The following is a 14,565-nucleotide window of genomic DNA, read 5'->3' on the forward strand; positions in this document are numbered from 1 at the left end:
ATGCGTCAGTTTTAGCCGTTGGTGATGTTTTTAACAACAGTCACTCAGCGTTTGTTAAAAAGTGATTGACGGCCAAAAATCGTAGCAGTAAGATGCGCCCCGATTCGGCGAGTAGCGCAGCTTGGTAGCGCAACTGGTTTGGGACCAGTGGGTCGGAGGTTCGAATCCTCTCTCGCCGACCAAATTTAAGAACCCTGACTTTTAAGTCAGGGTTTTTTTTGGTGTTTTTTCTGCCAAATTTGCCTATCCATCCCGCTATTTCCTTAAGCTAAATCGCCCCCACTGACATGATTTGGTCACCGATAATATCTGTTGCGCTGTCATGCACTCATAAGGGGCACCATTAGGGTGCGCTTTCGTATGAAGCCTTGCTATCTCTTGGACGGTGAGGGGGAGGGCAAGCTGACTTTGCTTTTTTAACGGCACGCAAGATGTGTGAAATTCTGGCTGGATGTGACAACGATCACGTCACTTATCGGCTGTCACGACAGCATTTCCTCCTGTTTTCTGTCGAGATTACAAAAAAAACCTACCCGATATGCATCATTTAGCAACAAAGTTTTTTCGTTTGTCACTGGATGTTGCGACTGCTTTATTCTAATTAGCCAGTCAATATCGCTGGCATATTACCGCTAGCATAATTTTTCATGCTAATAATGTTAACGAGAAGTTTTTTTTATGTTTGCATGCTGTTTCTCATTGTCTTGATAAAACCTTTCAGACCGTATTGACGTTGCCACCAACTGTTGCCAAATTGGTACCCTCAGGGGGAGTCATAGAGAGCAGTTTGGGTGATTCAATGCATTCAAAATTGCTGTCGTGATAGCTTTTATCCGACATCTCAATCCCGCATCCCTGTGGCTAATGAGCCAAAACGGTACAGTCCACGGACGAAAAAATTATAGGGTCTGGCCGTACACACAACACACATCACCATAATGGAGCACAAGCGATGACGATTTCCTTGGGAAAAACAGGGATACTGAAATTCGGTATTGGGCTGATTGCACTGACCGTGGCGGCCAGTGTACAAGCAAAAACATTAGTCTATTGTTCTGAAGGTTCACCTGAGGGTTTCAACCCGCAGCTCTTTACCTCTGGCACAACGTATGACGCCAGCTCGGTACCCATCTACAACCGTCTGGTTGAATTCAAACTCGGTACTACCGAAATTGAACCTGGTCTGGCTGAAAAGTGGGAAATTAGCCCAGATGGCAAAAGCTATACTTTCCATCTGCGTAAAGGCGTGAAGTGGCAAGATAATAAAGACTTCAAACCGACCCGTGATTTCAATGCTGACGATGTGATCTACTCTTTCATGCGTCAGAAAGATGATAAACATCCGTACCATAAAGTGTCTGGCGGCAGCTATGAATACTTCCAGGGCATGGGTATGGGTGATTTGATCACCAATGTGGTTAAAGTTGACGACAACACCGTGCGTTTTGAATTGGCGCGTCCTGAGTCGCCATTCCTTGCCGATCTGGCGATGGACTTTGCCTCTATCCTGTCTGCTGAATATGCCGACAAGATGCTGAAAGCGGGCACCCCGGAAAAAGTCGATTTGAACCCAATCGGTACCGGCCCATTCCAGTTGCAACAATACCAAAAAGACTCCCGTATCCTGTACAAAGCCTTTGAGGGTTTCTGGGGTACCAAGCCGAAAATTGATCGTTTGGTGTTCTCTATTACACCAGATGCGTCAGTCCGTTACGCTAAATTGCAGAAAAATGAATGTCAGGTTATGCCATACCCTAACCCGGCTGACATTGCTCGCATGAAAGAAGACAAAACCATCAACCTGATGGAGCAACCTGGCTTGAACGTCGGTTACCTCTCCTTCAACGTTGAGAAAAAACCATTGGATAACGTGAAGGTTCGTCAGGCGTTGACCATGGCTGTTAACAAAGAAGCGATTATTGATGCGGTTTATCAGGGTGCTGGTCAAGCAGCCAAGAACCTGATCCCACCGACTATGTGGGGCTACAACGATGACGTGAAAGATTACGCTTACGATCCGGCTAAAGCGAAAGAGCTGTTGAAAGAAGCGGGCCTACCAGATGGATTCGCTATCGATCTGTGGGCAATGCCAGTTCAGCGCCCGTACAACCCGAATGCCCGTCGTATGGCTGAAATGATCCAGTCTGACTGGGCGAAAATTGGTGTGAAAGCCAAGATAGTGACTTACGAGTGGGGCGAATACCTCAAGCGTGCTAAAGACGGCGAGCATGAAACAGTGATGATGGGTTGGACCGGGGACAATGGGGACCCAGACAACTTCTTCGCCACCCTGTTTAGCTGTGATGCGGCCAAGCAAGGTTCCAACTACTCCAAATGGTGTTATAAGCCGTTTGAAGACGTGATTCAGCCTGCTCGTGCTGAGTCTGATCATGACAAACGTGTCGCACTTTACAAACAAGCTCAGGTTGTTATGCATGATCAAGCTCCGGCGCTGATTGTTGCTCACTCAACTGTGTATGAGCCAGTGCGTAAAGAAGTGAAGGGTTATGTTGTAGATCCGTTGGGTAAACACCATTTCGAGAACGTGTCCCTGGATTAATTTTAACCTTAGATAAACCGGTGAATGTGTGGAATACGCATATTCGCCGGTTTCTTGTTGATACCCAAAATAATTCCAATTGCAGGAAGGCGGCAAGCGAATGAGTCCCGATGAGCTTACTGAAGTAAGTGATTCGGGTGACAAATCGATCGGGAACCGATTTGAACGCTGTTTGCAGCGGCCTCGCAGAGGCGAGGCCCATGGACGGGCCGAGTAACGAGTGTAGCCAACGCACATGCAGTTTGAAGTATGAAGGGTATAGGTTAAGACAGATACAGATGTGAGCCATATAACCTCTCCCAATAAGTGTTATTGTCGCAGAAATTTTGGGCATGGACAGCGCGCAAGCACCGGAGCGGACACCATGACCTTGTAAATCATGGCTACGTGACGGTGGTGAGCACTGCCCTAGGTCAAAATGGCAAGTAAAATAGCTTATTGGGGAGGTTTAATAAGCTGGGTTGCCCACGAGCAGCCCGGCATTCTACACAGAGAGTTCGGGATATGTTGCAGTTCATACTCCGACGTTTGGGGTTAGTTATCCCAACGTTTATCGGCATTACTTTGCTGACCTTTGCTTTTGTCCATATGATCCCGGGTGACCCGGTGACCATCATGGCTGGGGAACGCGGTATCTCCACCGAGCGTCATGCTCAAATCATGGCAGAAATGGGGCTAGACAAGCCTCTCTATCAACAATACTTCCATTATGTGAATGGCGTATTACATGGCGACCTCGGCATCTCGCTGAAAAGCCGTATTGCTGTCTGGGAAGAGTTCGTCCCACGCTTTAAAGCGACACTGGAACTGGGGATCTGCGCGATGCTGTTTGCTATCGCGGTGGGTATTCCGGTGGGGGTGTTGGCGGCAGTTAAACGCGGTTCAATATTCGATCACACCGCTGTTGGGATCTCCCTTACCGGCTATTCGATGCCTATCTTCTGGTGGGGCATCATGCTGATTATGTTGGTCTCGGTCCAATGGAACCTGACCCCGGTTTCCGGGCGCGTCAGTGATACGGTGTTCCTTGATGACAGCCTGCCTTTGACTGGTTTTATGCTGATTGACACCTTTGTTTGGGGTGAGCCGGGTGATTTCAAAGACGCGGTGATGCATATGATTTTGCCTGCCATCGTTTTAGGGACTATCCCTCTTGCCGTCATCGTACGTATGACGCGCTCCTCGATGCTGGAAGTCTTGGGTGAAGATTATATCCGTACTGCGCGGGCGAAAGGCCTGAGCCGGATGCGGGTGATTGTGGTCCATGCACTGCGTAATGCTTTGCTGCCGGTGGTTACCGTGATTGGCTTGCAGGTTGGTACCATGCTGGCTGGCGCTATTCTGACGGAAACCATCTTCTCCTGGCCGGGGTTAGGGCGCTGGCTGATGGATGCCTTGCAACGCCGTGATTACCCAGTGGTTCAGGGTGGTGTGTTGCTGGTCGCAATCATGATTATTTTAGTTAACTTGCTGGTAGATGTGCTCTATGGCGTAGTTAACCCGCGTATTCGTCACAAGAAATAAGGGGCGCAGAATGTCTCAACTTACTGAGTCTACAGTAAAAAGTGCGCCGAAGCCGATGACTCCATTGCAGGAGTTTTGGCACTATTTCAAGCGCAATAAAGGGGCTGTTATCGGCCTGTTCTACATTATTATTATGCTATTGATTGCCGCTGGTGCTACCTGGCTTGCCCCGCACGGGCCGGCAGAGCAATTTCGTGATGCGTTACTGAAACCGCCGGTTTGGGAAGAGGGTGGCAGTTGGAAATTCCTGCTGGGTACCGATGATGTGGGCCGTGATGTGTTATCTCGCCTGATGTACGGTGCTCGCCTCTCGCTGCTGGTGGGTTGTCTGGTGGTGGTGCTATCACTGGTGATGGGCGTGATTTTCGGTTTATTGGCCGGTTATTTTGGCGGTATCGTTGATGCCATCATCATGCGTGTTGTCGATATCATGCTGGCACTGCCAAGCCTGTTGCTGGCATTAGTGCTGGTGGCGGTATTTGGCCCCTCCATCGTTAATGCCTCGCTCGCATTGACCTTTGTTGCCTTGCCGCATTATGTCCGTTTAACCCGTGCCGCGGTGCTGGTTGAGGTGAACCGCGACTACGTAACGGCCTCAAGAGTGGCTGGGGCGGGTGCGATGCGCCAGATGTTTATCAATATCCTGCCCAACTGCCTTGCGCCGTTAATCGTGCAGGCTTCTCTCGGCTTCTCTAACGCCATTCTGGATATGGCGGCTCTCGGCTTTCTCGGCATGGGTGCGCAACCGCCAACACCGGAATGGGGCACCATGCTCTCTGACGTGTTGCAGTTCGCCCAAAGCGCCTGGTGGGTCGTGACCTTCCCCGGTGTGGCGATCCTGCTGACGGTTCTGGCGTTTAACCTGATGGGGGACGGCCTGCGTGATGCTCTCGACCCCAAACTCAAGCAGTAACAGAGGTAGAGAGAGATGGCACTTTTAAATGTAGATAAATTGTCGGTGCACTTCGGTGACGAAGGTGCGCCGTTCAAGGCCGTAGACCGTATTAGCTACAGCATTGAGCAAGGGCAGGTGGTAGGGATTGTGGGTGAATCCGGTTCCGGTAAATCGGTCAGTTCACTGGCGATTATGGGGCTGATTGATTACCCCGGCAAAGTGATGGCTGACAAGCTGGAGTTTAATGGCCGTGACCTGACCAAGATTTCCGAGAAAGAGCGGCGTCAGTTAGTGGGTTCGGAAGTGGCCATGATCTTCCAGGACCCGATGACCAGTTTGAACCCGTGCTACACCGTCGGTTTTCAGATTATGGAAGCGCTGAAGGTGCATCAGGGTGGCAACCGTAAAACCCGCCGTCAGCGGGCGGTGGATTTGCTGACGCTGGTGGGCATTCCTGATCCCGCGTCACGTCTGGATGTGTATCCGCATCAGCTTTCCGGCGGGATGAGCCAGCGCGTGATGATTGCGATGGCGATTGCTTGTCGGCCGAAATTGTTGATTGCTGATGAGCCAACGACTGCGCTGGACGTGACCATTCAGGCCCAGATTATTGAATTGCTGCTGGAGCTACAGCAGCGTGAAAATATGGCGCTGCTGTTGATAACCCATGATCTGGCACTGGTGGCTGAGGCGGCTCATCATATTATTGTGATGTATGCCGGTCAGGTAGTGGAAACCGGTAAAGCCTCGGAAATCTTCCGCGCGCCACGGCACCCGTACACTCAGGCATTGTTACGAGCCTTACCGGAGTTTGCTCAGGATAAAGCGCGTCTGGCGTCGTTACCGGGTGTGGTACCGGGTAAATATGACCGTCCTGACGGGTGCTTGCTGAACCCACGTTGCCCGTATGCCAATGATCGTTGCCGCCGTGAAGAGCCAGAACTGCTGGGGCCAGCGGGGCGTCAGGTTAAATGTCATACACCGCTCGATGATGCGGGGAGGCCGACCTTATGAGCCAACCAACTGATATGAAAAAAGAATTACAGGTATCCAAGCCGCTATTACAGGCTATCGACCTGAAAAAATACTATCCGGTCAAAAAAGGATTCTTTGCACCAGAGCGTCTGGTTAAAGCACTGGATGGGGTTTCTTTCACCTTGGAGCGCGGTAAAACATTGGCCGTGGTTGGCGAGTCCGGTTGTGGTAAATCCACACTGGGCCGCTTGCTGACTATGATAGAGATCCCAACTGGCGGTGAGCTTTACTACCAGGGTCAGGATTTGCTTAAGCCGGATGAAAGTGCGGAAAAGCTGCGGCGTCAGAAGATCCAGATTGTGTTCCAGAACCCTTATGGCTCGCTGAACCCACGTAAGAAAGTGGGGCAGATTCTGGAAGAGCCACTGCAAATCAATACTAATCTCAACAGCAAAGAGCGGCGTGAAAAAACATTGGCAATGATGGCAAAGGTCGGCCTAAAAACCGAGCATTATGACCGTTATCCCCATATGTTTTCCGGCGGTCAGCGCCAGCGTATCGCCATTGCCCGTGGGCTGATGTTGAATCCCGATGTGGTGATTGCCGATGAGCCGGTTTCTGCACTGGATGTTTCGGTGCGGGCTCAGGTATTGAACCTGATGATGGATTTGCAGCAGGAACTGGGTCTGTCGTATGTCTTTATTTCCCATGATTTATCAGTGGTTGAGCACATTGCTGATGAAGTGATGGTGATGTATCTGGGGCGCTGTGTTGAGAAAGGCAGTAAAGAAGCCATTTTTAATAACCCACGCCACCCTTATACACAGGCATTGCTCTCTGCTACCCCCCGGCTGAACCCTGATATGCGCCGTGAGCGAATTAAATTGACGGGGGAGCTACCTAGCCCCATGAGCCCGCCACCGGGGTGCGCATTTAATGCCCGTTGTCGTCGGGCGTTTGGGACTTGCACCCAGCTACAGCCGCAACTGAAGCAATATGGTGATCAAATGGTCGCCTGCTTTGCGGTTGATCAGGATGAAGCAGAAAAAGCCAGCTAACACGGGTTAAGGCCCCAGCGCTGTTGGTTGGGGTCCAATCGACGAGTGTGATATCAATTACAACAACGCCGATAATTCGGCGTTTTTTTATAACTGAAAATAGCCTTCCATTGACTATTTATAACTTCATTTTAAAAATAATTACTGTAAATGTGAACGTAATCTTGTAAATAAATAGTTACGGAACAATTTCATATTGCTGAATATGAGTTAATAACCGAGTGCTCCTGTTATTTAGGTCGAGGTTAACATTCACTTAAAATGATATAGATCACATTTTTAGTTCTATCTAGTAAATGCAGCCCCTATCGCTGTAAACATCATTCTGTTGAGATGTGAATAATAAAGGGTGCAATTAATGCACCCTTTATCAAATAGCCGAAGACAATACTATTCGGTTTTTATTGTGGGTAAGGCACCCAGTCACCGCCATTTAATCGAATATAAGGTTTTCCCTGATATTGAATCACAATGGCATTATCGTTTTCCGATATTACCGCCGTTTGCGGCAATCCTTGTGTCAGGGCCTGCCAATCGATAGTCGGCGCAGTAAATACTTTGCCATCGACCATACGTGATACTAATTCAGAAAGCGCCAGATAGCTGCTTGGCGTATTGATAATCACCGGGCTGGCGGGCTGTGGCGCTTTGATTCCCATTAACGTAATCCCAACAGGGATATGCGTGATACTTGGGCTGGGGATATCCCTCAGGCCGGACATCTGCATTTTATCGCCAACCAGCGCGGCTCCATGCTCTGGTACCACCACCACCATAACTTTGCGGCCTGATTTTTCCAACGCCGCCAAAAACGTATTCAATTGGTCAAATAGCGTTTGGGCGCGAGCGTGGTAATCAGCCGTTTTATTGGTACCAACGAAACGGTTACCATCATGTAACGGTATGATATTCATGAAGGTTGCGCTGCGGCTATCCCCCCCTTTCTGCTGCTGTTCCAGCCAGCGGTTGAGCAGTTCCAGATCATTGTAAATTGGCTCACCATCGAAGGACGCCAATTGATTACTGATGCCTTTTTGTGACATCAGCGGCGCGCGCATATTGCCGTCATCTTGAATGTTTTGCAGATAATTACCAAATACACCTGAGTGGTCCATCATCAACTGAGATGCGAAGCCAAGTTTCGCAAGATTATCAAATAGATAACACTGCTGCTCTTGTGGCAGATAGAGGTCTTTGTGCGATGACTGGCCACAACTGGCGCGCAGTAGTCGAATAGAGGCTGGGCCACTGTAGGCGGTGGCAGAGTTGAAGTTCTTGAACAGAATATCAAACTTATTCCACAGCGGGTGCTTATCCAGTTGGATAGCTTCAATGTCTGACCAAGACAGCGAGCAGATATTAATAACTAACAAATCAAAAGGTTGCGCATCTGTTGGCAGCGATGTAGGGAATGCCGTATGGCGGGTTTTCTCCTGCTCATAAAATGCATTCAGATAAGCCGTCAGATTGGCATCGGTTGGTGGGCCACTGGCCGCCACCTGATGACTATTAGGCGTTGGCGGCTCAGCCCCCAGTGTTACTGGAGATGATGCTACCGACGTTTCAGCGGCAGGTGCCAGAGAAAATGCCGGTCCGGCGATGCTGGCAACATTCAGCCAAATCATGGCTGCAACAACAAAAACCGTCACCCGAATCCACTGTGAAATAAACAGGTAGCCCACCAGGATAACAAAGGCGGTTCCTATCATGGCCCAGTTAATAAAACGGCTAATTAATTCAATTAGATAACTGAAGCTAAAGCCGGTAATCTGCGAGCCTTGGCTCAGGATACTGTTGAGCCCCGGTAGCCAGGTGTCGTGATACAGCAAACCAATACCTATTGGGATCGCAATCCAGTGACGCCAGCGGTGGACCCTATAGGCCGGGATCGGAAATAGCAGGAAAGCAATAAACACCAAGTTGGCCAACGGATGGAAGTTCAGGTAACCAAACCACAGCAAGGCAAACTTTAGCAGGAAATAGTAGTTCCATGCGCCAAGACCACGCCAATAGCGCCACGGGCTCGGTGATTCTTGCAGTTTATTCTTTGCATTCATGGTTGTTTCTTCGTCAGTGAAGAGGAGCCATTACGCAACCAAACCCCTTCTGATTTTAAATATCGCGCAGATAAGAACAGATGTTGTCTTTTCTCCCACCAGCGTGGAAACCAACGGTGTGCCACATAACCCAGAGGGAAAAAGATAACCGCAGCACACAGCAGGATTTGCCAGATATCGTTGAGATTCATTGGGTTCGCTCCTTGTTCGGTCCGACATTCAGTGCCAGAGGCACGGGGACTCGTCGGCTAACTTCGGCTTGCTCAGCTGTATCAATTTGTTGCGTATAGGATTTTTTGTCACCGGTCATTTGCCATGCATCGGGGGTATTCATCCGATGAATCTCAGCGATAATTGCCTGATCCTGATACCACACCCGTTGGTTACTGAAAATTTCAGCCACCGGCAAACGGAATATATACTTCAGAGCAGTATCTAAGTCATTGATACGGCAGGTGGAAAGGAATAATACCACATGGTTATCAGCTACCGTTACCACATCACCATAGCGGCGTAGATAGCACAGTGTTAGTGCTTGTCTGGCCTGTAACCCAGGGACTGTCCGCAGAGCAACCATGACACCTTTGCCGTTTTCTGGCAGTAGCGTGTTGTTCATCAGTTGCAAAACAGAGTGGCAGAACTCCGCGGGAGGTAAATAACCTTTAAGCTGAAGTGGGCGTAACGCCTCCAATAACGCATTGATATCTTGAGGAACATGCCGAGAGGAATGTTGGCCCTGAATACCTTCCAACATGGTAAGAAAGCGTGACAGCGGTGCGATGTGAGGCACGATCAGATTCGCGCCGCAGGCCAGCAATAAACGTTCATCGCTGTAACGCAGGCTGGCGTTCATTTCACGCACCACAATTTTGATAGCATCACCCCGTTGGCGGCGTATGTTATGGATCTGATGTGCTAAATCGTCGATTTGCTCACTTTGATTAAGAGCAAAAATCAATGTGGCGGCATGAGCACTTATTGCCCGCTGCGACAATACTGCATTATTATCAAGTAGTTGCCAGTTGGTGGAGAGTGGCGGAGCGCCTTCCAAAATAGTGCGTTCCGCCAAATACAGATGCTCATCATTACGTGAAGGCGGCAGTGCCTGTTGAACTTCATCCGCCATGCTCCAGCCTTGTTCATCTGCTTCCAATCGGACTAACTGATTGGCGGTAACCCCTTTTTCAGTGCTCCACCAAGAGGCAACATACTGGGCATTATCTTGCTGCCATTGCAGGCTAGCCAATCCTTGTAAATAACGGTGCTGGCTAACTAATTGATTCTTAATTTTATTAATACCAGAACTGTGGCAAATTACGATTAACGTACAGTTTTGCGCCTCCAGCCATTGCTGAATATGCTGTAGCCACTGCTGCATCTCTTCGCCAGTGAATGTTTGCCATAAACTGGCCGGTGCTAACAGAATGAACAGTCGCTGTTGCGGCCGTAATGAACGCATTAAATCTTGAGTTAAATGTAGTAATGCTTTTCTTTGTGCCGGTAAGGTAAAAAGTGGCAATTTATAGGGGCCATAACCCACAATGTTTGCCAGTAATTTCTCAGGTTTTAGCCCGCAACAAATCAATGCGGCTCGAGTATTTTCAGATTGGTTACGAATAAGTTGCTGACAGAATAAATTAGCATCAATTTGACGTTCAATATTGACCCAATAAAACCCAGGCGCCTGCATCACGGCTAATTCATCCCAGATTTTTCGAATACCTAATGTGAAAGATCGTGGCATAGATTCTTTATCTGCTTGGTTAAAATGCGATTGGGCCAATTACTGGATAAATTCAGTTAACAATTGTAACATTGCAATAATTATTAACCAATGTCTTTACCGTGATAATAATCTAAGACTCATCTTATTGGGAGAAAGTATACTCAAATTATTGTTATAATTACTTACCATAGCCTATTTTCTAAAGGCGGATAAATGAAAACCATAATAAATCGATTTCACGCCAAAACATCGCTCGAATCTCAGGATGATCTACTAGCATTAACTCAGGCTTTCTCATTACCAACGTTAAGTTATATCGATATCGTCCGTCAGGAACGATTAACTCAGATGATGGCTCGCTGGCCATTGTTGGCTGAACTGGCACAATCCACAGGGAGTGAATAGTTTATGCCGGTACTGGCGTTACAAGGGATAAGAGGGGGGATTGGTACCACATCGGTAACCGCCGCGCTTGCCTGGGCATTGCAACAACTGAAGGAATCAGTTCTGGTGATCGATTTTTCACCGGATAATTTACTGCGGTTGCATTTCAATATGCCGTTTGATCAACCCCGTGGTTGGGCCAAAGCTGAAATTGAGGGCCAAGGTTGGCAGCAAGGGGCGATGCGCTATACCGAAGGGTTAGATTTTCTGCCATTTGGCCAACTAACTCTCATTGAAACTGAGCAACTGAACGCGTCCTTACAACAGCACCCCGTTCAATGGCGAGAAAACCTGTCTGCGTTGCAAGCCAGCGCGCCCGATTGCTGGATTCTATTGGATATCCCTGCGGGTGATAGTATATTCACGCGCCAGATTTTAGCGCTGGCTGATCTGGTGCTGGTATTGATCCATGCCGATGCCAGTTGTCATATTCGCCTACATCAGCAAAATCTGCCTGTCGACTGCCATTTCCTGCTGAACCAATTTTCTGCCAGTAGCCATCTACAACAGGATTTACATCAGCTTTGGCTACAAAACCTGGATAACTTATTACCTACATTTATTCATCGCGATGAAGCAATGGCTGAAGCGTTGGCGGCCAAACAACCATTGGGTGAATACAGTGGGCAAAGTTTGGCTGCTGAAGAGGTCACCACACTGGCAAATTGGTGTTTGATTACTGTGGCGAACAACAGGCTATGAACTACTTGATGCGGATGTTATTTCTGACCCCGGTTTATCAGGGGATGCGCCGTCGTTATCATCTGTATATGCAGCAAGGTTGCACCGTGCTTACCGCTTTTCTGACCACGTTGGCGCTGCCGTTGTGCTGGATTTTTTTGCGTTTTGAGTCGCCCAGTTGGCAACGTGTAATACAAAACCGCACTTACTGGTTCCCACAGATTTCACCTATTCGCCCACGGCTTGGCGATGGCCTACGGTATCTCTTGCAAGGGTTGTGGCTGCTACTGACCTATCCTGAATCGCGCAATGAAAAGAGGCTCCAGCCTGCCGCAGTCGGCAAAAAGTGGGTAAAACATACAAGACAAGGCTATATCCGTTGGCTGGGGAACATGCCCGAACGTTTTGAACTCCAGCGACTGGAACAATCGCTTATCACCCGATTAACCCCGTCATCAAAGCGCACCCGCCGGGTCCTGTTTATTATTTTGGGTATTTTCACCGGCATATTAGCGCTGCTGTGTATTTCTCAGCCGTTTGGCATGATGGCGCAGTTCGTTTTTGTGCTGCTGCTTTGGGCGTTGGCGATGGTGGTGCGACGGGTGCCGGGCCGCTTACCAACCTTAATGCTTATCGTGCTGTCTTTAACCGTCTCCTGCCGCTATCTGTGGTGGCGCTATACCGAAACGCTGAACTGGGATGACCCCGTCAGTCTGGTATGCGGCTTATTGTTGCTGTTCGCTGAAACATACGCCTGGGTGGTGCTGGTGCTGGGTTACTTCCAGACCATTTGGCCGCTTAATCGCCAGCCGGTGGCAATGCCGGATGATATCAATAGTTGGCCGACCATTGATTTGATGGTGCCGACCTATAACGAAGACCTTGGCGTGGTTAAACCAACTATTTATGCCGCTCTTGGTATTGATTGGCCAAAAGACAAAATCAATATCTATATTTTGGATGATGGTAACCGACCCGCGTTTAAAGCATTCGCTGCTGAGGTCGGGGTGCACTACATTGCCCGACCCACCCACGAGCATGCTAAAGCCGGTAACATTAACCATGCATTGAAACAGGCTAACGGTGAGTTTGTCGCTATTTTTGACTGCGACCACGTGCCGACCCGTTCTTTCCTGCAACTGACGTTGGGTTGGTTCTTTAAAGATACCAAGCTGGGCATACTCCAGACGCCGCATCACTTTTTCTCTCCCGACCCCTTTGAGCGAAACCTGGGGCGTTTTCGTCAGACGCCGAATGAAGGCACACTGTTTTATGGCTTGGTGCAAGACGGTAACGATATGTGGGATGCCACCTTCTTCTGTGGCTCTTGCGCTGTGCTGCGCCGCAGTGCGTTAGATGCTATTGGCGGTATTGCGGTAGAAACAGTGACTGAAGATGCCCATACCTCGTTGCGTATGCACCGTAAAGGATACTCCTCCGCCTATATCCGCATTCCGCAGGCCGCAGGCTTGGCAACCGAGAGTTTATCGGCGCATATCGGGCAGCGTATCCGCTGGGCGCGGGGCATGGTTCAGATCTTCCGGCTGGATAATCCGCTACTGGGTAAGGGGCTGAAGTTAGTCCAGCGCTTATGTTATGCCAATGCCATGCTGCACTTTTTATCCGGTATTCCACGCTTAATCTTTCTAACCGCTCCGCTGGCTTTCTTGTTGCTGCATGCTTACATCATTTTTGCTCCGGCACTGGCGATTGCACTCTATGTGCTGCCGCATATGATCCATGCCAGTCTGACCAACTCCCGTCTGCAAGGGAAATACCGCCATTCCTTCTGGAGTGAAATCTATGAAACGGTGTTGGCATGGTATATCGCCCGTCCGACCACCATGGCACTTCTCAGCCCACACAAAGGGACGTTTAACGTGACGTCGAAAGGGGGGTTGGTTGAAGAGCAGCATGTGGATTGGGTGATCACCCGCCCGTATATCGCGCTGGTTCTTCTCAATGTTGCCGGCCTGATTGCGGGTTTGTGGCGTTTGGGTCATGGCCCGTCGAATGAAATTATGACGGTGGTTATCAGCTTGGTGTGGGTGATTTATAACATGACGATTTTAGGCGGTGCCGTCGCGGTGGCAGTTGAAGCTAAACAAGTGCGCCAGTCACACCGGGTCGAGATAGCCATGCCAGCCGCAGTAGCTCGTGCTGATGGTCACTTGTTCTCCTGTACATTGCGCGACTATTCCGATGGTGGCGTGGGGATTGAAATGCGCGAAGCCGGATTACTGCAAGAGGGTGAGGCGGTTCATTTACTGCTCAAACGTGGGGCGCAGGAGTACACCTTCCCCTGTGAGGTGACCCGTGCCTTCGGCACTAAAGCCGGGATGCGAATGCATCAACTGAGCGTGGCACAACATATTGATTTTATACAGTGTACCTTTGCCCGTGCCGATACCTGGGCGCTGTGGCAGGATGGTTTTCCTGAAGATAAGCCAATTGAAAGCCTGCGCGATGTGTTGGCGCTGGGCTTTAAAGGATATGTCCGTATGGCCAGCTATGCACCACCGGTAATGCGAAATGTATTAGTAGGATTTACTTCCCTGATTGCCTGGATAGCGTCATTTGTACCCCATGGCGTCGGTAAAAATCAGGCTCCGAGTAGCCAAGGCCAGACAGTGGCTCAACATTGA

General features: G+C 49.4%; 11 protein-coding genes and 1 tRNA gene. 9 read left to right on the forward strand and 3 right to left on the reverse strand.

Going from position 1 to position 14,565, the window contains the following annotated elements; translation table 11 throughout:
* Positions 1-105: 105 nt before the first annotated feature.
* The 6 genes from Q2T71_RS19485 to dppF all read left to right on the forward strand — a co-directional run bounded on the left by Q2T71_RS19485 (position 106) and on the right by dppF (position 7,012).
* Positions 106-182: transfer RNA gene (locus Q2T71_RS19485), tRNA-Pro, on the forward strand.
* Between the two features lie 770 nt (positions 183-952).
* Positions 953-2,560 (forward strand): dipeptide ABC transporter periplasmic-binding protein DppA, encoded by a 1,608-nt coding sequence (gene dppA / locus Q2T71_RS19490; protein WP_372560250.1) that lies wholly within the window; start codon positions 953-955, stop codon positions 2,558-2,560.
* Positions 2,561-3,064: 504 nt separating this feature from the next.
* Positions 3,065-4,084, forward strand: a complete 1,020-nt coding sequence (gene dppB, locus Q2T71_RS19495) for a dipeptide ABC transporter permease DppB (RefSeq protein ID WP_005174906.1) — start codon at positions 3,065-3,067, stop codon at positions 4,082-4,084.
* A gap of 10 nt (positions 4,085-4,094) precedes the next feature.
* Positions 4,095-4,997 carry a dipeptide ABC transporter permease DppC gene (gene dppC, locus Q2T71_RS19500; RefSeq protein WP_083161399.1) on the forward strand — a complete coding sequence of 301 codons (903 nt, stop codon included), beginning with the start codon at positions 4,095-4,097 and terminating at the stop codon, positions 4,995-4,997.
* A gap of 15 nt (positions 4,998-5,012) precedes the next feature.
* The gene (gene dppD, locus Q2T71_RS19505) at positions 5,013-5,993 is read left to right on the forward strand and encodes a dipeptide ABC transporter ATP-binding protein (protein ID WP_083161397.1); all 981 of its coding nucleotides are present in this window, start codon (positions 5,013-5,015) and stop codon (positions 5,991-5,993) included.
* A 14-nt stretch (positions 5,994-6,007) separates the two neighbouring features.
* The gene (dppF, locus tag Q2T71_RS19510; protein ID WP_372560683.1) at positions 6,008-7,012 is read left to right on the forward strand and encodes a dipeptide ABC transporter ATP-binding subunit DppF; all 1,005 of its coding nucleotides are present in this window, start codon (positions 6,008-6,010) and stop codon (positions 7,010-7,012) included.
* A 401-nt stretch (positions 7,013-7,413) separates the two neighbouring features.
* Here dppF and bcsG read toward each other — a convergent pair whose 3' ends face one another.
* From bcsG to bcsE, 3 genes are read right to left on the reverse strand one after another with little or no spacing between them, the layout of a single operon-like run.
* Positions 7,414-9,069 carry a cellulose biosynthesis protein BcsG gene (gene bcsG / locus Q2T71_RS19515; protein WP_372560251.1) on the reverse strand — a complete coding sequence of 552 codons (1,656 nt, stop codon included), beginning with the start codon at positions 9,067-9,069 and terminating at the stop codon, positions 7,414-7,416.
* Entirely contained in the window at positions 9,066-9,260 is a 195-nt protein-coding gene (gene bcsF / locus Q2T71_RS19520) for a cellulose biosynthesis protein BcsF (RefSeq protein ID WP_083161393.1), read from the reverse strand. The genes bcsG and bcsF overlap by 4 nt, the downstream gene beginning before the upstream one ends.
* Positions 9,257-10,813, reverse strand: coding sequence for a cellulose biosynthesis protein BcsE (gene bcsE, locus Q2T71_RS19525; RefSeq protein WP_372560252.1), 1,557 nt, complete (start codon positions 10,811-10,813; stop codon positions 9,257-9,259). Before bcsE ends, bcsF begins: the two co-directional genes overlap by 4 nt.
* Before the next feature lie 195 nt (positions 10,814-11,008).
* Between bcsE and bcsR the strand changes: the two genes are divergently transcribed.
* The 3 genes from bcsR to bcsA are packed head-to-tail and all read left to right on the forward strand — an operon-like array spanning position 11,009 to position 14,565.
* Positions 11,009-11,200: a cellulose biosynthesis protein BcsR gene (gene bcsR, locus Q2T71_RS19530; protein ID WP_083161389.1), complete on the forward strand. Its 192-nt coding sequence runs from the start codon at positions 11,009-11,011 to the stop codon at positions 11,198-11,200.
* Between the two features lie 3 nt (positions 11,201-11,203).
* Positions 11,204-11,941 carry a cellulose biosynthesis protein BcsQ gene (bcsQ, locus tag Q2T71_RS19535; RefSeq protein WP_372560253.1) on the forward strand — a complete coding sequence of 246 codons (738 nt, stop codon included), beginning with the start codon at positions 11,204-11,206 and terminating at the stop codon, positions 11,939-11,941.
* Positions 11,938-14,565 carry a UDP-forming cellulose synthase catalytic subunit gene (gene bcsA, locus Q2T71_RS19540; RefSeq protein WP_372560254.1) on the forward strand — a complete coding sequence of 876 codons (2,628 nt, stop codon included), beginning with the start codon at positions 11,938-11,940 and terminating at the stop codon, positions 14,563-14,565. The genes bcsQ and bcsA overlap by 4 nt, the downstream gene beginning before the upstream one ends.

Source organism: Yersinia sp. 1652 StPb PI (assembly GCF_041538345.1).
Taxonomy (GTDB): Bacteria; Pseudomonadota; Gammaproteobacteria; order Enterobacterales; family Enterobacteriaceae; genus Yersinia; species Yersinia enterocolitica_E.

Excerpts from the sequence above, each read along its gene's own strand:
- dppA (WP_372560250.1), top strand. The coding sequence starts at position 953 with ATGACGATTTCCTTGGGAAAAACAGGGATACTGAAATTCGGTATTGGG.
- dppB (WP_005174906.1), top strand. The coding sequence starts at position 3,065 with ATGTTGCAGTTCATACTCCGACGTTTGGGGTTAGTTATCCCAACGTTT.
- dppC (WP_083161399.1), top strand. The coding sequence starts at position 4,095 with ATGTCTCAACTTACTGAGTCTACAGTAAAAAGTGCGCCGAAGCCGATG.
- dppD (WP_083161397.1), top strand. The coding sequence starts at position 5,013 with ATGGCACTTTTAAATGTAGATAAATTGTCGGTGCACTTCGGTGACGAA.
- dppF (WP_372560683.1), top strand. The coding sequence starts at position 6,008 with ATGAAAAAAGAATTACAGGTATCCAAGCCGCTATTACAGGCTATCGAC.
- bcsG (WP_372560251.1), bottom strand. The coding sequence starts at position 9,069 with ATGAATGCAAAGAATAAACTGCAAGAATCACCGAGCCCGTGGCGCTAT.
- bcsF (WP_083161393.1), bottom strand. The coding sequence starts at position 9,260 with ATGAATCTCAACGATATCTGGCAAATCCTGCTGTGTGCTGCGGTTATC.
- bcsE (WP_372560252.1), bottom strand. The coding sequence starts at position 10,813 with ATGCCACGATCTTTCACATTAGGTATTCGAAAAATCTGGGATGAATTA.
- bcsR (WP_083161389.1), top strand. The coding sequence starts at position 11,009 with ATGAAAACCATAATAAATCGATTTCACGCCAAAACATCGCTCGAATCT.
- bcsQ (WP_372560253.1), top strand. The coding sequence starts at position 11,204 with ATGCCGGTACTGGCGTTACAAGGGATAAGAGGGGGGATTGGTACCACA.
- bcsA (WP_372560254.1), top strand. The coding sequence starts at position 11,938 with ATGAACTACTTGATGCGGATGTTATTTCTGACCCCGGTTTATCAGGGG.